Raw genomic sequence first — 19453 nt, forward strand, 5'->3', positions numbered from 1 at the left:
TTAAAATCCGCAGTAACAAGGTCTGCGGCCAAAGGTAAAACTCACGGTCAATCCCGTAAATACATACCAATCATTATTATTTTTATTTCCTAAACTTAAAGCCTCTTCTCCTGCTGGATTGCTGCCATCTATATTATCTGTAAATGTATAACGAGCACCACCTTCTAAGGCTATGACCATTGCATTATTTACTGCTACTTTATATCCTAATACAATTGGAATCGCTACATCTAGCGCGTTTCCACTTGCTGTCACACCATCTATGTTTGATATGTTTTCCTGATTAAAAATAGTAAGACCAGTATATAAATACGGGGCGTTTGCATTACGGTCTTTAAACATATCAAATTCCCAAAATGTATACTCCAATCCTAATGAAATTTCCTGAAGACTATTAGTAAAAGATAATCCTCTGCTTTGTCTTCTTGACTCATGACTATCCTCGTCATTTCCTTCTAGCTCTGTAAATAGCGCTGTAAATCTAAAGGAATGTCTTGAACTTCTATTCCACTTCAAAATAGCTCCAAAAACAGGCTTGTTAGGAGAAAAGTAGCTAGTAGAGCCTATGTCACTTACAACATTAGATCCGCCTATAAACCCTCCTATTTCATAAGTCTGAGCTTGCGTTTCAGTATTCCAAAAAATGGCGATCAATAAAATCGTCAGGTACTTCATATGGTGTTAAAAGTTTGCAAATATAACAATTCTGTGTTGGTACTAGCAATTAGGGATTGCTAAGATGCTGTGGGTTAGTTTACGCTTTCGCGAAAGCGTACTCAAATACATGCTGGTAACCCCTACAGAAAACACATTAAATGCATAAATATTGTCTAGTTTCTTTTGTCCTCTCCCCAAAGGAGCTTGCGACGAAGTGTTTTTAAAAAACTATCTCCTTCTAAACGTATGAGACTTATTTGAAATGGTGCCTTTTGCAAAGTGATAATAGTCTCATTATCTAGGGTTGCTATGCGGGAATCCAGCGAAATCAAATGTTGCTCTTCTCTTCCTGAAACGCTAAGTTCTATCACTGTGTTATCAGGGATTACTAGTGGTCGTGCGTTTAAGTTATGCGGAGCTATAGGTGTGAGTATAAGGCTCGAGGTGTGCGGCGTGATTACCGGGCCACCGCAGCTAAGCGAGTATCCAGTGGAGCCCGTAGGAGTGGCGACAATAAGTCCATCTGCCCAGTAGTTTGTTAAGTCTTCACCATCGAGCTTAGTCTTCACCGAAATCATGGAAGTAGTGTTTTTTCTACTCACAGCAATCTCGTTAAGAGCAAAGTTAAGCTCTCCTATTTCTTCTGAGGCCTTGCTAGTTGTAATCTGCAACAAACTCCTTTTAGAGATGCTGTATTTCCCAGTTAATATTTTATCAATAGAGGCTTCAATTTCATTTTTCTTGATAGTTGCTAGAAAACCTAGTCGCCCAGTATTTATTCCTACTATAGGGATGTTAAGATCTCTTACGTAGGTTACCGTCTTGAGGATGGTTCCATCGCCACCTATACTCACAAAGAGGTCATAACTGTTGTCTAATTCTTTGAAGGTGGAGAAGTGATTATAGTCTTTTTCAATAGTGTCATTCTCATGTATGAGTTTGAGAAAATTCTTTTCTATAATGACTTCTATCTGTTTTTTGTCAAGAATATCAAGAAGCTGCTGAATGTATTGCCCCGCTTCTTTATGATAAAACTGACCGTAAATACCAATTTTCATAATTTATTAGATGTTAAGGTATTTTTCTAGGTATTGAGAGCGCTCTCTTAGGTCTGTAAGAAAAGTGTCTTCATGGTGACTAGACACCACATTATAGCTATATCTTCTAAAGGCTGCGAGAATATCATTAAAATTTGATCTGCCTATTTTTACTGAAATTTCGGCAACGTCATTTTCTATTCTAGAGATAAACATACCCCAGATTTTCCCATCATTAGACTCTACAATCTGGCTTATCTCACTAAAGGAGTAATCTTGGATTCCTTTTTCTATAATTACCACACTTCCTGGCTCACTTATAAAAGGAGTGCTGTTAAAGAAGCTCATTACGTCTTCTAGCTCGTAGTAGCCTAGATAAGTGTTTTTTTCATCTAGCACTGGCATCATATTGCAGCCGTGTCGTGCAAAAGTCTCGAGTACATCTAGCCAGTTTGTATCATAACGCACAAAAAACTGCTCATACCCATGGCTGTATTCGCTTATAGGAATACCTGCATCTAGGCAATGTGTGTCATTTTCAGGTAGTGACCCTACGTAAACACCTTCCCTTTCGATAGGAACATGAGAGTAGGTAGTTTGACTAAAAATAGACTGTACTTCTCCTATATTCTGCTTTTCAGAAACTGGAGAAATATCATTTATAATGAAATCTGTTAACGTCATACTGCAAAATAATGAAAAAATAACCGCCTAGCAGCGGTCTCTTTGTATTTTTGTGATATCAAATAATACCATATTGCTATGACAAAATTAAGTGTAAACATAAATAAGGTTGCCACATTGCGTAACGCAAGAGGAGGTAATGTTCCAGATCTATTAAAAGTAGCGAGTGACCTAGAGAAAATGGGTGCTCAAGGAATAACTATTCATCCTCGACCAGATGAGCGTCATATAAGGTATCAAGATGCGAGAGATCTTGTAGATGTAGTTACTACAGAGTTTAATATAGAAGGAAATCCTATCCAGAAGTTTATAGATCTAGTTCTCGAGACTAAGCCTACGCAAGTTACCCTAGTTCCAGATGCTGTAGATGCTATTACAAGTAATGCTGGCTGGGATACTATAAAGCACAAAAGTTTCTTGCAAGAAGTAATTCAAGAGTTTAAAGATGCGGGAATTCGTACCTCGATTTTTGTAGATCCAGTGCTAGAAATGGTAGAAGGAGCTAAAGAAACTGGCGCAGACCGCATCGAGCTGTATACAGAGTCGTATGCAGATGGTTATGTGCTTAATAAGGAAGAAGCGATAAAACCATTTATAGCTGCTGCTTTTCACGCGAGTGATTTAGGAATTGGGATTAATGCTGGGCACGATTTGTCACTAGATAATATTGAATATTTTCATAATAGCATTCCAGACTTACTAGAGGTGTCTATAGGTCATGCGTTGATGGCGGAGTCTTTATATCTAGGTTTTGAAACAGTGGTGGCTTCTTATCTCAAAAAACTTCAATAGTTTATGTTGCATTCTAATATCATAGGAGAAGGTGAGCCGCTCATAATATTACATGGTTTTCTAGGAATGGGTGATAACTGGAAAACGCTTGCAAAGCAATTTGCAGGAGACGGTTTTCAAGTGCATCTTATAGATCAACGTAATCATGGTCGTAGTTTCCATAGTGATGCTTTTAGCTATAAGTTAATGGTAGAAGATCTCAAGTCTTATTGTGTAGAAAATGGACTAGAAGAATTCTATTTGCTTGGACACTCAATGGGAGGTAAGGTGGCTATGCTTTATGCTACCACCCATCCAGATATGGTAAAGAAGCTGATCATAGCAGATATAGGTGTAAAAGAATATCCACAGCATCACCAGATCATTCTTGAAGGATTAACTGCCTTGTCAAACGACGCACAAGCAATGACGAGTCGTTCAGGGGCAGATGATTTTCTTTCAAAATATATTACAGATGACGGGACTAGAATGTTCTTGCTCAAAAATCTTTATTGGAAAGAAAAGGGTGTGCTAGGTTTTAGAATGAATCTCAAGGCGCTTATAGAAAATATAGAACAAATAGGGAAGGCGCTTCCGGAGGGATCTTCATACGAAGGAGAGGTGCTTTTTTTAAGGGGAGATAAGTCAAATTATATTCTTGATGAGGATGAAAAAGGTCTTTATAACGCTTTCGCGAAAGCGCAATTAAGCACTATTTCAAATGCTGGACATTGGCTTCATGCAGAAAATCCTAAAGATTTTTATAAAGAAGTGATAAATTTTTTATAACATTGTTTCAGCAAATTTACTATGTATGCATAGTAAATTGGTAATAAAACTATCAATCCCTTATAAATACTGTATTTTTGAGGATAGATTTTTAAGAATAACACATTTCCCTTAACCTTAAATTAAATTATGAAAAAAGTATTAAGTGTCGTTGTGCTACTACTCGTATGTGCTGTAACGTATGCCGGTGGATACCGTGTAAGCTTACAAGGACAACGCGGTCTAGCGATGGGTCACACTGGTGTGGCAATGGTTAATAATGCAGAGATTGCATTTTTTAACCCAGGAGGTCTAGTTCATCTAGAAGGAAAATTAAATATAGCCGTAGGAGGTTTTGGTGTATTCTCTGATGTAAAGTTCCAGAACGCTGAGTTTGGACAAACTTCACAAACAGAGAGTCCTACAGGAACGCCTTTGTATCTATATGCAAGTTATAACGTGAGTGAAAAACTAGCAGTAGGTCTAGCTGTGTATACTCCTTATGGAAGTAGTGTAGAGTATCCTACAGACTGGTCTGGGTCGCACCTTGTTAATAATATCGATCTGTCGGCCATTTTTGTACAACCTATGGTTTCTGTAAAATTACTTGAAGATTTAAGTATTGGAGGAGGGCCTATCCTAGCTATTGGAGGGGTTAACTTTAATCGTAACCTATCTCGTAACCTTACAGATATTGATGGTAATCGCTCTAATGTTACGATTGATTCACAAGGACTCACCGCTTTTGGTTTTTCTGTAGGAGCTTTGATTACTCCTAATGATCAGTGGTCTTTTGGTGTGAACTACAGATCTAGAATCGATATTGACGTAGAGCAAGGCGATGGAGATGCAGTATTCTCAAATGTGCCTAACTCTCCACTTGCTCCTATTGCAAATGGAACTTATGACTTCACTGCAACTTTACCATTACCAGCTGAGTGGACAGTAGGGGTTTCTTACAAGCCATCAGATAAGTGGACACTTAACTTTGACTGGAACTATGCAGAGTGGGATGCTTATGAAGCATTAGATATTATGTTCCTTAATACAGATGGTTCTCTTGCATTAGAGTCTATTAACCCTCGTAACTATAAAAATGCTTCAAGTTACCGTCTAGGTGCTCAGTTTGATGTAAGTTCTAAATTTGTTCTTCGTGGAGGTGCTTACTTTGATGAGTCTCCGGTACAAGATGGTTTCTTTGCTCCAGAAACTCCACGTAACGATTCTTACGGATTTACAGGAGGATTTACTTATAATGTAACAGATAAGTTAGCGATTGACGCTTCTTTCCTTTATTTGACATTTAAGGAAATTGATGCTTCTTACGATTCTTATATAGAAGGTGGAGAGCGTGTTCCTTTTGGAGGGACTTACAAATCAAGTGCGTTTGCACCAGGTTTAGGTCTTAGTTATAAATTATAAAAATAGCATTGATGAAAAAATATTTCAATTATATAGCACTTCCGGCACTTGCACTTGGACTCGTTGCATGTGAGCCAGAATTTGATAACGATATCACAGAGAATGAGGATTTTTACACTAGTGGTAGTGCAGATTTCTCAAATTATGTATCTGTAGGAAACTCTCTTACTGCAGGATATGCAGATGGAGCTTTATATATCACAGGTCAAGAAAACTCTTATCCTAACATTATGGCGCAACAGTTTGCGCTTGCGGGAGGTGGTAGTTTTTCTCAACCACTAGTAAGCGATAACCTTGGAGGACTTACTTTAGGAGGTATGCAAATTGCTGAAAATCGTTTTGTACTTGCTACAGACGCAGAAGGTAATCCAGGACCTGCACGTCTTGCAGGAACTCCTACTACAGAGGTTTCAAATATTGTTGCGGGACCATTTAATAACGTAGGCGTGCCAGGAGCAAAAAGTTTTCACCTTGTAGCACCAGGTTATGGTAATGTTGCTGGTGTAGCTACAGGTCAAGCAAACCCTTATTTTGCTCGTTTTGCTAGTTCAGCAAATACGACAGTTATGGCAGAAGCAGTTGCTGCAAATCCTACATTTTTCTCTTTATGGATAGGTAATAACGATATCTTAGGTTTTGCAACATCAGGTGGAGCAGGAGCAGATCAAGCAGGAAATTTAGATCCATCTACTTATGGACCTAATGACATCACAGATCCTAACGTATTTGCAAGTGTATACTCTCAAGAGGTTGCGGCACTTACAAGCACGGGGGCACAAGGTGCATTGATAAACATTCCAGATGTAACTTCTATTCCTTTCTTTACAACGGTTCCTTCTCAAGCAATACCGCTAGATGAGGAAACAGCAGCAACACTTAACGCTAGTTTTGCAGCTTATAACACACAAGTATTGCCAGGACTTGCTTCTTTTGGGGTTATTACAGCAGAAGAAGCTGCTGCTCGCCAAATTAACTTTAGTGCAGGAGCAAACTTTATCACAATTCAAGATGAAGATTTAACTGATATTTCAACTATTGTTCAAGGAGCGCCTTTTAACTTAGATCCTATTACTGCTGCTTTATTATCTCAGTTACGTCAAACTACAAATGATGATTTAATTCCACTTACAACTGCTGGAGTTTTAGGAACTATAGATGAGGCTTATGTAGGATTCTTAGTTTCTCAAGGTCTTCCTGTTGAACAAGCTGGTTTACTAGCTATTAACGGTGTGTCTAGACCATTACAAGATCAGTTTGTACTTACTACGCAAGAGCAAGCATTAGTAACTGCAGCACAAACTCAATATAATGCAACTATCCAGGCACTAGCCAGTGCTAACGGACTTGCTTACGTAGATGCTAGAACTGCGCTACAAAATGTAGCAAATGGTGGTGTGGCTTTTAGTGGGGGTATTCTTTCTTCACAATTTGTGACAGGAGGTGCATTTTCACTAGATGGAGTACATCCATCACCTAGAGGTTATGCTTTTACTGCAAATGCTGTTATCAGTGCCATTAATAATACATATGGATCAACGATTCCAGGTGTAGATATAGGTGACTATGCGACGGTAACAATAAGCAATGATGTGAACTAGAATACGTTTACTAATAATATGTAAAAAGCGCCTTTTTAAAGGGCGCTTTTTTTATGTGTAAATTTGCGCTTTCGCGAAAACGTAACTCTTAAAACTCAATCTTATGAAATCTATAATCAAAATTTTACTAACAGCCGTTGCGGTAGTAGTGCTTTCGAAGCTGCTTCCAGGTGTTGCTGTAGATGGTTTTGTGACGGCGATTATTGTCGCTATAATACTAGCATTACTTAAATTTATCGTGAGACCTATACTAGTCATACTTACATTGCCAGTGACGATTTTGACCTTTGGATTGTTCCTTTTTATCATCAATGCTTTCATAATCTTGATAGCAGATTACTTTATAGGAGGCTTTTCGGTGAGTGGTATTTGGGTGGCATTACTCTTTAGTATCTTATTGAGTATTTTTCAAAGTATATTGTTTTCACTTATTAAAGACGACAGCAAGAGCTAGTTAAGCACATCTTAAAAGATTGTTGTACTCGTAAAAATATTGTATTTTTGCGCCCTCAAAATTACATCATAATGAATATTACAAAAGAGCAAATAGACGACCTGAACGCAGTAGTAAAGGTAGAAATCGTTAAAGAAGATTATAACGAGAAAGTAGAGTCTATCCTTAAAAACTACCGTAAAACGGCAAATATTCCTGGTTTTAGAAAAGGTCATGTCCCTATGGGAATGATTAAAAAGCAGTATGGAACAGCAGTGAGAGTTGATGAGGTAAATAAAATACTTCAAGAGGCTTTAGGTAAGTTTTTACAGGAGGAAAAGCTAGATGTGTTAGGTAATCCACTTCCTAAAAATCAAGAAGGTTTTGATTGGGATGCAGACGACTATAATTTTGAATTTGAATTAGGAATGGCTCCTAAGTTTGATGTAAATCTTACTCCTAAGAAAGCCGTTACAAGTTATAAAATCAAAGTAGATGACAAGATGGTGGATAGCCAGGTCACTACCATAAGAAAGCAATACGGTACGCTAGTTTCTCAAACTGAAGTAGCAAAGGATAGTGAAATCACTGGTACTTTTGTAAACGAAGAAGCGGGAATTGATAACCAAGCGACTTTTGAAATAGAGCAAGTAAAAGGAAAGAAGAATGTAGATGCATTAGTAGGAGCAAAGCCTGGTGATGTAATTACGTTAAAAACTAAAAGTTTATTTTCTGAGCCAGGAACTTACCAGGCGGCTTTAAAGATCTCTGAAGATCAAGCAAAAGAAATGAACGCAGAAGTTACCTTTACACTAGCCGAAACAAATAAGCGTGAGCAAGCAGACCTTGATCAAGAGCTTTTTGATAAGTTATTTGGTAAGGATGTTGTAAAAAGTACAACAGAGCTTAAAGAGAAGATTAAAGAAGATGGTGAGCGCCAGTTTGTACAACAGAGCGATCAACAACTTATGAATGACGTTACTGAGCGTCTTATAGATGAAACTAAGTTTGATCTTCCTTCAGACTTTCTTGCTAGATGGATAAAATCTAGTGGTGAGAAGCCTATGACAGATGAGGAGGCAAAAGAAGAGTTTACTCGTTCTGAAAAAGGTCTAAGATGGCAGCTTATAGAAGGGAAAGTAGTTACAGATAATAAACTTCAAGTAACTTTTGAAGAATTAAAAGACTACGCAAAAGATATGATCAAAGGGCAAATGATGCAGTATGGTCAAATGAACCCTGAAGATAAAGAACTTGAAGATATCGCAGCACGTATACTTGGTAATCAAGAAGAAGTAAAGCGCTTATCTGAGCAGTTTATGAATGTAAAAATGCTTGCATTCTTTAAAGAAAATGTAAAACTTAAGGAGAAGGAAGTAACCTTTGACGAATTTGTTAAGGAAGTTTACAATTAGAATACTTCCTATATAATAAGTATCTTTAAAGCGTTTTACTTGTATTAGTAAAACGCTTTTTTTTAAAATATATATTGCTATAAAAATATGGATTACGGAAAAGAATTTAAAGATTTTGCAATCAAAGATCAGGGTGTAAACTCTAATTATTACGATAAAATTATTACGAGTATGTTGCCACAAGGCCTTACTCCTAATATCATTGAAGAGCGCCAGATGAACATCGCTATCTTTGATGTATTCTCTCGTTTAATGATGGATCGCATCATCTTCTTGGGAACAGGAATTAATGATCAGGTTGCAAATATTGTACAGGCACAGTTACTATTTTTAGAAAGTACAGATGCAAATAAGGATATTCAGATTTACATCAACTCTCCAGGAGGAAGTGTGTATGCTGGTCTAGGTATTTATGATACGATGCAGTTTATCAAGCCAGACGTTGCTACCATCTGTACAGGTATGGCAGCATCTATGGGGGCTGTATTACTTTGTGCAGGAGCAAAAGGTAAGCGTAGTGGTTTGCCACATAGCCGTGTGATGATTCACCAGCCTATGGGTGGAGCACAAGGTCAAGCATCAGATATCGAGATTACTGCAAAGGAAATCTTGACACTTAAAAAGGAACTTTACGATATTATCGCAAAGCATTCTGGTCAAGACTACGATAAAGTATATAACGATAGTGATCGTGATTACTGGATGAAAGCAGATAAAGCGCTTGAGTATGGTATGATAGATGAAATATTGAAGAGAGACTAATGAGGTTTATGCTTTCGCGAAAGCGTATAATATCTCAAAACAGTAAATAAAATGGCAAAGGAAGATTTAGAATGTTCATTTTGTGGTAGAAAAAAACCAGAGACTAGCTTACTAATTGCTGGGCTTGACGCGCACATCTGTGATAGATGTATTGAGCAAGCACATGGTATTGTGATAGAAGAGTCTAAGGATGTTGCTACAAATGATCTTGAAGGAGAGCTTAAGTTAAGAAAGCCACAAGAGATTAAAGAGTTTCTTGATGGGTACGTTATAGGTCAAGAATTTACAAAAAGAGTAATGTCTGTAGCGGTATACAACCACTACAAGCGATTATTACAGCCTGCGACAGATGATGATATAGAGATCCAGAAGAGTAATATCGTGATGGTGGGACAAACAGGAACTGGTAAAACACTTATAGCAAAGACAATCGCTCGTATGCTTAATGTGCCTCTTGCTATTGTAGATGCTACAGTGCTTACAGAAGCAGGTTATGTAGGTGAGGATGTTGAAAGTATTTTGACACGTCTTCTACAAGCAGCCGACTATAATCTTGAAAAAGCACAGAGAGGAATCGTTTTTATAGATGAGATAGATAAGATCGCTCGTAAGAGTGATAATCCATCTATTACTCGTGATGTGAGTGGAGAAGGTGTGCAACAAGCGTTATTAAAACTATTAGAAGGTACCGTAGTAAACGTACCGCCTAAGGGAGGACGTAAGCATCCAGATCAAAAGTTTATTGAGGTAGATACAGAGAATATCTTATTTATCGCTGGAGGAGCCTTTGATGGTATTGAACGCCACATTTCTAAGCGTTTAAATATGCAAGCAATGGGGTTTGTGGCTAGTAAAAGTGAAGATGTAGTAGAGAAGGATAATATGCTTAAATATATTATTCCTAAGGATCTTAAAGATTTTGGTCTTATCCCAGAAATCATAGGTCGTCTACCAGTATTAACACACATGGACCCACTAGATGCTGGAACATTGAGAGCTATCCTTACAGAGCCTAAAAATGCTATTATAAAGCAATATAAGAAGCTTTTTAGCATGGATGATATAGAGCTTACCATTACAGATGAAGCTTTGGATTATATGGTAGGTAAAGCTATTGAGTACAAACTTGGTGCAAGAGGATTACGTAGTTTATGTGAGGCCATCCTTACAGATGCTATGTTCGATCTGCCTAGTTCTGACGAGAAATCGCTGAATGTAACTAAGACGTATGCAGAGGGTAAATTGAATAAATCTACGCTCAAAAAATTGAAAGCAGCTTCATAATAATGAGGTCACATAAATAGAATAAAAAGGTACTCTTATGAGTGCCTTTTTTTTATGGTTTTTAGTGAGCATTTTAGGTTTTAAAAGGAGAATGTATTGTGGTGAGTACGCTTTCGCGAAAGCGCAAAAAACAATTAATTTTGCTTCGCGGGCGTATTTTTTTAATATGAAAACCAACTTAAAAATGCCGATTGCAATGCTATGCAAGCTCAAGTAGTGCTTCTACAAAATCTCTTTTGTTTGATAATCTAGGTACTTTGTGCTGGCCGCCAAGCTTATTATTTTTTCTAAGCCAGTCATAAAATAGATTTTCTCTAGCACTATGAATCGTGGGCGCGTTTAAGGTAGTGTTATTAAAACGCTTTGCTTGATAATCACTGTTTACTTCTTGAAGTGCAAGATCTAGTTTGTGATTAAATAGTGCGATATCCTGAGGTGGATTCTTAAATTCTATAATCCACTCGTGAGCACCTTTTTCCTTTCCTTCCATGAATATAGGCGCAGCGGTATAATCCTTTATTTCGGAGCCTGTCTCTCTGGTCGCTTTTTTAAGGGCTTCTTCTGCATTCTCAATGATAAGCTCTTCTCCAAAAACGTTGATGTGATGTTTTGTTCTCCCCGTAACTTTAATTCTATACGGGCTGGTGCTTGTAAATCTTACGGTGTCACCTATTTTATATCTCCATAAACCAGCGTTTGTAGTGATAATAATCGCATAATTCACTCCTACTTCTACCTCTGTAAGTGGTATTACGTTTTGTCCAGGAGTTCCGTAGGTAGTCATGGGTATAAATTCATAAAAAATACCATAATCGAGCATGAGCAATAATTCCTTAGAGTCATTCTGGCCTTGTATGGCAAAAAAGCCTTCTGAGGCATTGTAGATCTCGTAATACTTAAAAGAATTAGACGGAATCAATTTTTGATATTGCTCCATGTAAGGATCAAAACTAACACCTCCATGAAAGTAAACCTCAAGGTTAGGCCACACTTCAAGTAAATTTGATGTACCAGTAGTTTCAAGAACATTATTTAATAAAACTAGCATCCAAGAAGGAACTCCAGAGAGGCTAGTTACATCTTGCTGGATAGTCTCGTCTACAATGGCTTGCATCTTGGTTTCCCAATCACTTAGAAGTGAAACGCCATTAGTAGGTGTACTGCTGAACTCTGCCCAAAAAGGCATGTTATCAATCAGTATAGCCGATAAGTCACCATAAACAGTTCCATTATCTTGATACAACTGCTTGCTGCCACCTAGTCTTAGTCCTTTGCCAGAAAATAGCTGTGAGCCTTCGTTATTATTGAGATACATGCACAATAAATCCTTACTTGCTGCATAGTGGCATTTTTCAAGTGATTCTGGACTTACGGGAATGTACTTGCTACGAGCATTTGTTGTACCGCTACTTTGTGCAAACCATTTTATAGGAGTAGGCCACATTATGTTTGTCTCACCTTTACGGCTACGCTCTATATATTCTTGATTTTCCTCATAAGAAGTCACTGGAATGCGGTCTGCAAACTCACGATATGATTTTATAGATTTAAAGTCATAAGCTCTACCTATCTCGGTATCTTTTGCTTTCTCTATGAGTTTAGTGCGCAATTCTTCTTGAACCTCAGAGGGGTACTTCATAAAAAGCTCCATCTGGTGAATGCGTTTTTTTAAGAACCAAGAAGCAATGGAATGCACTAAAGGGATAGCCATAAAGTTGGTATATTTACACGTATATAACGGGATAGGTTATTGCTTTCGCGAAAGCTAATTTAACCTTATTTCCCCACATTTTGTAATCAAAGTTTTCTTAAATGCAATACCAAGGTGTCCTTAGAAAAATGCAAACGGAGCACACAGATCCTATAAATTACTATTTAGTAATGGATGGTGACTTCATACAAATGAATCAACTCTTAGGAAAAAGGTTGCATATAGAATTTGTAAGATACGAATGCCTCGCTTGTGGAGAAAATAAAAAGATTTTCCGTCAGGGGTATTGCTATGATGATTTTTATAAAGTTCCACAAGCTGCCGATTGGATTATGAAACCTGAGCTTTCTAAAGCCCATCTAGGTGAAGAAGAGAGGGATCTAGAGTATGAGAAGAAGGTACAATTACAGCCGCATATTGTTTACTTAGCAAACTCAAGCAATGTAAAGGTAGGAGTCACTCGTAAGACACAAGTGCCTACTAGATGGATAGATCAAGGTGCTCATGAAGCGGTAGAGATTGTTGAAGTGCCTAATAGATACCTAGCTGGTATAACAGAACTAGCGCTTAAAGAGCATGTCTCAGATAAGACTAACTGGCGCAAGATGCTTAAAAATGATATAGAAGATGTAAGCCTAGCAGAATATCGCGATGAACTTAAAAAATATATACCAGAAGAAGCACAGCAGTATTTTATACCTAGCAACGAAGAAACTCACATTCACTTTCCAGTAGATAGTTATCCGGAAAAGTTAAAAACACTTAATCTTGATAAAACTCCTGCTTATGAAGGTGTACTAAAAGGAATTAAAGGGCAGTATCTCATTTTTGAAGATGACACTGTTTTTAACGTGCGTAGTTGGGAAGGATATGTGGTACGTCTAGAAGTACTTTCTTAAATAACAGTCAGCTTGATAACTTGTATACAAGCTAATATTATGAGGGTGATACCTATGTAACGATTAATGTTACTTCCTGAAGAAGATTTCTTTTTTTGAATATGAGTGCCAAATCTACTGTAGCCATAGAGTGTTGCAACCTTTCCAATAAATACACCACTAAGGAATAAACCAAGCCATAATGCAGAGATAGATGTAGCGCTTGATAACCACTTGCCTAATAGAGAAAACACTAAAATCCAATAAATAAGTACAGGCGGGTTGATGACACTAAGTGTGAATCCTAGGAGGTATTTAGATGATTTTTTTCGTTTGGACTCAATTTTTTCTTTTTTGTTAAGTGTAAAGTAAAGCCCTACAGTTGCAAGAACTGCAGCAACTAAATATTGTACCCAAAGATTCATTTCAAAAAAATCTTGCACAACCATACCAGAGGAAAATGCTATAAAGGCAAGTAATACCTCGCCTAGTCCAGCACCATAACTTATTTTTAAAGACTCACGGTGTGATTCATTTAGGGAGGTTTTAATTACAGCGAGATTTGATGCGCCAGGAGGAAGTGCTCCCAGAATGGTAGCGATAGTGCCAATAAGTAAAGCTATAAGAATCATAAGCACTTAGTAGTGTGCTTTTATAAAAGCTTACTCATTATTACTCAAATATTATGCAATATTGAGTTTGATAGCTTGTATCACACCAGCCACTATAAGAACTACTCCTATAATTTTATTAAGCGTTCCTTTAAACTTTGAAAAATTTGAAGTCATATACTCGCTAGCTCTTCCATACAAATAAAGCAGTCCAAATTTACCGGCAAAAACTCCAACTAAAAAGCATAGGATAAGTAGCCATGGAGAATTTTTATCTAAAACAACATATCTTGAGCTTATAGAAAATATAGCAGTCCAGTAAATAAACATCGGGATATTAAGTCCTCCTAGTAAGAGACCATTAATAAAACGCTTAGGTCTGCTTGATGATTCACTATCGTTTTCTGTTGTTTTTTTTATGAGAAAATAGATCCCTACAGCTATCATGATAACTATAAAAGTGATCTGTATCCACTCATGTTTTTCAAATATTCGCTTTGCAAGAACTCCAAAAGCAAGAGCAAGTCCAGCTATTATCACCTCTCCTAGCGCAGCTCCATAGGCTAGGTGAAGTCCTTTGGTGAGGCTTTTGTCACTTGTGTATTTTACAACAGCAAGATTCGTCGCGCTAGGTGGTAACGTGGCGATTATGGCTCCTATAAGTCCTATAGAAAGGGTGAGTATATATGCGATAATGATCATAGCAGTTGGCAAAGCTACGTTATAATCATATGTATAGACAAGAGTTTATCATATCCTTAGGATTTACGAAATTTACCTCCCAAAATGTTGGTTTAAAGAGAACAATCATTTAAATGCATAAGACTGTAGATTAACGCTATCTTTGCACACCTAAAAAATTTACAATGAGTACCATAGTAGCTATCGTAGGACGCCCTAATGTAGGGAAGTCTACTTTTTTTAACCGTCTAGTGCAACGTCGTGAGGCGATTGTAGATGCCGTAAGTGGAGTGACGCGTGATCGTCATTACGGAAAAACAGACTGGAACGGTCGCGAATTTACCGTTATTGACACAGGAGGATATGTAGTAGGAAGTGATGACGTTTTTGAAGCCGAAATTGATAAGCAAGTAGAACTTGCGATAGATGAGTCTGACGCTATTATCTTTATGGTAGATGTAGAGCATGGTGTGACAGGGATGGATGAAGAGGTTGCAAAACTACTTCGTAGATCAAAAAAACCTATTTTCCTTGCTGTAAATAAAGTAGATAATAATAAAAGAGCAGCAGATGCTGTTGAGTTTTATAACCTAGGATTAGGTGATTATTATACTATTGCCGCAACAAATGGTAGTGGAACAGGAGATTTACTTGATGCTGTAGTAGAAGCACTTCCGCCAAAAGTTGAGGAGGAAGAAAAAGATGAATTACCAAGATTTGCTGTAGTAGGTCGTCCTAATGCAGGAAAATCGTCTTTCATTAACGCGCTGATAGGTGAGGATAGATATATTGTAACAGATATCGCTGGTACTACTCGTGACTCAATGGATACAAAGTACAATCGCTTTGGGTTTGAGTTCAACCTTGTAGATACAGCAGGAATACGACGTAAGGCAAAAGTAAAAGAAGATCTTGAGTTTTACTCAGTAATGAGATCTGTAAGAGCTATTGAGCACGCAGATGTGATTTTACTAGTAGTAGACGCAACAAGAGGTTTTGATGGTCAGGTTCAAAATATATTTTGGCTAGCAGAGCGTAACAGAAAAGGAATCGTGATTCTTGTAAATAAGTGGGACCTTGTAGAAAAGGAGACCAACACGATGAAGAATTTTGAAAAGCACATTAGAGAGCAAATTGAGCCTTTTACAGATGTGCCTATTGTATTTATTTCTGTGCTGGAGAAACAACGTATCTTCAAAGCAATTGAAACTGCTGTAAAAGTATATGAAAGCAAAACGAAGCGTATCAAAACAAGCGAACTTAATGAGTTCTTCTTGCCGCTAGTAGAAGCATTCCCGCCACCAGCAATTAAGGGTAAATATGTAAAGATTAAGTACTGTATGCAACTTCCTACACCACAACCACAATTTGCGTTGTTCTGTAACTTGCCGCAGTATCTTAAAGAAGGTTATAGAAGATTCTTAGAAAATAAACTTCGTGCAGCTTACGACTTCTCAGGAGTGCCTATTTCTATATATTTTAGAAAAAAATAATTAAAAGTACACTTTCGTGAAAACGAAACATAATACAAAAAGCTATCAGACATCTGATAGCTTTTGTTGTTTATAATAGTTTCCTAATGGCTATTTGCAGCCTGTAATAAATCTCCCTAATATTAGCCTAGTAACCCTAGAAGCCAGAAAATAATAAAAAAGATGATGATGGTGCTTATGCAACCGCCACCTAATTTTTTTGCGCCATATGCGGCAATAAGTCCTTTGATGATTTTATTCATAATAATTGGTTTAAGGGTTAGTTACACAAACTTACACTTCTCTATTTCTAGTATGAGTTAATAATCTGTTATGAGTTGAGATTTTAAGAAGAATAACTTGTTAAATATTTACTAAATTTTAACTGTCAGCATATCATTTGGAAGTAAAGATTGTTTATTTGATAGACATCAATCAATCAACCGTTTATAATGCGAATTAATCAACTAGTACTCCTTGCGATAGGGTTATGCTTATCTGTAGCTATGCAGGCGCAAAACTTTTCAATTACTGGAACTCTTAAAGACAAAGATTCAAAGCAAACCTTAGAGGCTGCCACAGTTTTCTTAGAGACTGTTAAGGATAGCACACTCATTACTTATACCATTACAAATCAAGATGGGCTCTTTCAACTAGAAGGTCGAGCGCAAGAGAAAAATGCACGTGTGAACATCTCTTTTTTAGGTTATGAGAACTTCACAAAAAATGTAGATTTAAGTACGGGTGATATTGTGCTTGGAGATATAGAAGTAGCACCTTCTACAAACACCTTGGGCGAAGTCGTTGTAAAAAGTAGAGCTCCGGTAACCGTAAAAAAAGACACGCTCGAGTTTAATGTTTCTTCTTTTAAAACCAAGAAAGATGCAAATATAGAAGACTTGCTTAAGGAGCTACCAGGAGTAGAGGTAGACGAGAGCGGTAAGATTTTAGTAAATGGTAAGGAAGTAAATAAAATTCTAGTTAATGGGAAGCCGTTCTTTGGTGATGACCCTACAATTGCTACGCGCAACCTTACTAAAGAAATAGTAGAAAAAATACAAGTAGTAGATACTAAGACAGATGATGAGGCCTTTGCTGGCGAAGATGGTGATCAAGAAAGTAAGACTATCAACCTCACCATCTCCGAAGAAAAGAATAAAGGAGTCTTTGGTAGAGTGGCTGCTGGTGGCGGGACAGATAATCGTTTTGAATATGCAGGTATTGTAAATGCCTTTGATAACGAGCGACGCATCAGTGTGCTTGCTGGTGGTAACAATATCAACTCGGCTGGGTTTAGTTTTGGAGAGATAAGAAAAATGTTTGGAGGAGGAAGAAGTGTCTACTTCAACGGCAACGGAAGCTTTGGTATTGACGGCAGAAGCTTTGGTGGCGGACAAGGAATTGTAAATAGTCGTAGTGTAGGAGCAAATTACACAGATGAGTATGCAAAAGGATTTGATGCCAATATGGATTATTTCTACTCGGCTGCAAATTCTTTTGATGAGACACGTGTAGAGCGAGAGAATATTCTTCCAGATAGAAGATTCTTTACAAACAGCGATTCTCGTAATGACTCAAATTCAGATAACCATAGTATTAATACCACTATTAATATTAAAAAGGATTCTACACTACTCATTAATATAAAACCAAAGTTCTCTTTTGCAAATAGTGAGACACGCTTCCGCCGTACAGAGGAATCACTTAATGAAGACGGTGAGAGAATCAACGAGTCGGCAACAAACAACTTCGTAACAGACGAGGGGAAGAATTTTGAAAACACCTTAAGTGTCACCAAGAAATGGGGAGACAAAGGAGCATATGTGAGGGCACGTGTACAAAACGAAATCAATAGACAAGAGAGTGAAGACTTTATAGTGTCAAACACAGAGATATTTGGCGATAACCCATCAGAAATTAATCGTAATCAGTTTACGGATGGAGAGACTAAACTTAACGGTTATAATCTCAACCTTACATACAGAGTTCCTTTGGTCGCCAAAAAGCTCTTTCTTGATGTAGATTTTGGTCACCGTAATGATACTAGGAAGCGCAAGAGAAGCACTTTTGACTTTGATGAGGTAACACAGCAGTATAGCATCCTCAATCAAGAACTAAGTACAGACTTTGAAGGTCGCAATTCACGCACGACTCCGAAACTGGGACTTAATCTTGATGGAGAAAAACTCAATGTGAACGTGAGTGCAGGATACGTATTTCGCACCCTAGAGAATAACGACAACTTGCGTCCAGAATTAGACATCAAGCAAAATTTTGAAGCACTAGAACTTGATACGTATGTGAATTACAGGTTTAGTCCTAAAGCATCTATGTATGCAAGTTTAGGTAAGAGCAATAGACCTCCAGAAGTCACGCAACTTAATCCTTTTGTGGATGTGTCGGATCCACTTAATATTGTAGAGGGTAATCCTAACCTAGCTCCAGCAAATGATTATAATTTTTACGGAGGATTTAATAATTATGACTTTCAAAAAGGAGGCGGATGGTATGTTAATGGAAATGGAAGATTTACAAACGATGCTATTGTACGTAAAACTAGCATAGATGACAATCTAGTAAGTCGCACTACCTATGTAAATGTAAATGGGAATTATAGCGTAGGAGCAGGAGGAGGTTATAATAAAAATGTAAAAATAGATTCCTTGCGTAGTATAAAATATGGAGGAGGTATTTATACAAACTTTGGGCGTAATGTAAATTTTAACAACGAAGTGCAATACGCTAGTAAAACGAGATCTCTAACGCCGCGTGTAAATTTCACATATACTTGGAAAAATCTGTTTGAAGTTAAACCTAGCTATAATATCTCTATCTCAAAAACTCAATTTGGTCTAGACGCTTTTGAAGATCAAGATTTTATTTCTCATAATGTTTCATTGGGAACGGCTTTGTTTGTTCCTAAAAACTGGGAGTGGCGCAATGATATTAACTATAATTACAACCCTAACATTGCATCAGATTTTCAGCGAAGTGCAGTGTTTTGGAACTCGACACTTGCTTATTCATTTGCAAAAGATCGCGCTACCGCAACCTTAAAAGTGTATGATGTACTAGATCAAAATACAAACGCAAGGCGTACTGCAAATGCAAACTTTATACAAGATGTACAGAGCACTGTACTAGAGCAATATTTTATGCTCAGCCTTAGTTGGAAATTCAACACGCTAGGTAAAAAGGGGGAAACAAATGATGGTGGGGTATTTTTCTTTTAACGCTTTCGCGAAAGCGTACCTCAACAAAACACTCAT

The 19453-nt window shown here is 37.4% G+C and carries 17 protein-coding genes; 11 read left to right on the forward strand and 6 right to left on the reverse strand.

Features of this window, described 5'->3' with window-relative positions; translation table 11 throughout:
• The 3 genes from SJY37_RS06610 to SJY37_RS06620 all read right to left on the reverse strand — a co-directional run bounded on the left by SJY37_RS06610 (window position 1) and on the right by SJY37_RS06620 (window position 2378).
• Window positions 1-675 (reverse strand): DUF6089 family protein, encoded by a 675-nt coding sequence (locus SJY37_RS06610; protein WP_379952912.1) that lies wholly within the window; start codon window positions 673-675, stop codon window positions 1-3.
• A gap of 155 nt (window positions 676-830) precedes the next feature.
• Window positions 831-1715, reverse strand: coding sequence for an NAD kinase (locus SJY37_RS06615; protein WP_298322504.1), 885 nt, complete (start codon window positions 1713-1715; stop codon window positions 831-833).
• A gap of 6 nt (window positions 1716-1721) precedes the next feature.
• The gene (locus SJY37_RS06620) at window positions 1722-2378 is read right to left on the reverse strand and encodes a CBS domain-containing protein (RefSeq protein WP_108877769.1); all 657 of its coding nucleotides are present in this window, start codon (window positions 2376-2378) and stop codon (window positions 1722-1724) included.
• Window positions 2379-2456: 78 nt separating this feature from the next.
• Between SJY37_RS06620 and SJY37_RS06625 the strand changes: the two genes are divergently transcribed.
• The 8 genes from SJY37_RS06625 to clpX all read left to right on the forward strand — a co-directional run bounded on the left by SJY37_RS06625 (window position 2457) and on the right by clpX (window position 10831).
• On the forward strand, window positions 2457-3170 hold the full coding sequence (locus SJY37_RS06625) for a pyridoxine 5'-phosphate synthase (protein WP_298322497.1): 714 nt from the start codon (window positions 2457-2459) through the stop codon (window positions 3168-3170).
• 3 nt (window positions 3171-3173) lie between these two features.
• Window positions 3174-3938 carry an alpha/beta fold hydrolase gene (locus SJY37_RS06630; protein ID WP_298322494.1) on the forward strand — a complete coding sequence of 255 codons (765 nt, stop codon included), beginning with the start codon at window positions 3174-3176 and terminating at the stop codon, window positions 3936-3938.
• A 129-nt stretch (window positions 3939-4067) separates the two neighbouring features.
• Entirely contained in the window at window positions 4068-5339 is a 1272-nt protein-coding gene (locus tag SJY37_RS06635) for an OmpP1/FadL family transporter (RefSeq protein ID WP_298322492.1), read from the forward strand.
• Between the two features lie 11 nt (window positions 5340-5350).
• A complete protein-coding gene (locus SJY37_RS06640) occupies window positions 5351-6937 on the forward strand; it encodes a G-D-S-L family lipolytic protein (protein ID WP_298322489.1) in 1587 nt (528 codons plus the stop codon).
• 103 nt (window positions 6938-7040) lie between these two features.
• The gene (locus SJY37_RS06645; protein ID WP_108877774.1) at window positions 7041-7391 is read left to right on the forward strand and encodes a phage holin family protein; all 351 of its coding nucleotides are present in this window, start codon (window positions 7041-7043) and stop codon (window positions 7389-7391) included.
• Between the two features lie 71 nt (window positions 7392-7462).
• The gene (tig, locus tag SJY37_RS06650; protein WP_298322484.1) at window positions 7463-8785 is read left to right on the forward strand and encodes a trigger factor; all 1323 of its coding nucleotides are present in this window, start codon (window positions 7463-7465) and stop codon (window positions 8783-8785) included.
• A gap of 87 nt (window positions 8786-8872) precedes the next feature.
• Window positions 8873-9547: an ATP-dependent Clp endopeptidase proteolytic subunit ClpP gene (gene clpP, locus SJY37_RS06655; protein ID WP_013750316.1), complete on the forward strand. Its 675-nt coding sequence runs from the start codon at window positions 8873-8875 to the stop codon at window positions 9545-9547.
• A gap of 51 nt (window positions 9548-9598) precedes the next feature.
• On the forward strand, window positions 9599-10831 hold the full coding sequence (clpX, locus tag SJY37_RS06660; RefSeq protein WP_013750315.1) for an ATP-dependent Clp protease ATP-binding subunit ClpX: 1233 nt from the start codon (window positions 9599-9601) through the stop codon (window positions 10829-10831).
• 199 nt (window positions 10832-11030) lie between these two features.
• Here the strand turns inward: clpX and SJY37_RS06665 are convergent, their stop codons facing one another.
• Window positions 11031-12542 carry a GH3 auxin-responsive promoter family protein gene (locus tag SJY37_RS06665; protein ID WP_298322468.1) on the reverse strand — a complete coding sequence of 504 codons (1512 nt, stop codon included), beginning with the start codon at window positions 12540-12542 and terminating at the stop codon, window positions 11031-11033.
• Between the two features lie 101 nt (window positions 12543-12643).
• Between SJY37_RS06665 and SJY37_RS06670 the strand changes: the two genes are divergently transcribed.
• Entirely contained in the window at window positions 12644-13441 is a 798-nt protein-coding gene (locus tag SJY37_RS06670; RefSeq protein ID WP_298322465.1) for a DUF2797 domain-containing protein, read from the forward strand.
• Here the strand turns inward: SJY37_RS06670 and SJY37_RS06675 are convergent.
• Together SJY37_RS06675 and SJY37_RS06680 are read right to left on the reverse strand one after the other, a co-directional pair.
• Entirely contained in the window at window positions 13438-14052 is a 615-nt protein-coding gene (locus SJY37_RS06675) for a LysE family translocator (RefSeq protein WP_298322463.1), read from the reverse strand. The genes SJY37_RS06670 and SJY37_RS06675 overlap by 4 nt on opposite strands.
• 51 nt (window positions 14053-14103) lie before the next feature.
• A complete protein-coding gene (locus SJY37_RS06680; RefSeq protein WP_298322461.1) occupies window positions 14104-14733 on the reverse strand; it encodes a LysE family translocator in 630 nt (209 codons plus the stop codon).
• 164 nt (window positions 14734-14897) lie between these two features.
• Between SJY37_RS06680 and der the strand changes: the two genes are divergently transcribed.
• Together der and SJY37_RS06690 are read left to right on the forward strand one after the other, a co-directional pair.
• Window positions 14898-16205, forward strand: a complete 1308-nt coding sequence (gene der / locus SJY37_RS06685; RefSeq protein ID WP_298322457.1) for a ribosome biogenesis GTPase Der — start codon at window positions 14898-14900, stop codon at window positions 16203-16205.
• A gap of 431 nt (window positions 16206-16636) precedes the next feature.
• The gene (locus tag SJY37_RS06690) at window positions 16637-19417 is read left to right on the forward strand and encodes an outer membrane beta-barrel protein (RefSeq protein ID WP_298322454.1); all 2781 of its coding nucleotides are present in this window, start codon (window positions 16637-16639) and stop codon (window positions 19415-19417) included.
• Window positions 19418-19453: the final 36 nt, after the last annotated feature.

The sequence above is a fragment of the Dokdonia sp. R78006 genome, assembly GCF_042466145.1.
Lineage (GTDB): Bacteria > Bacteroidota > Bacteroidia > Flavobacteriales > Flavobacteriaceae > Dokdonia.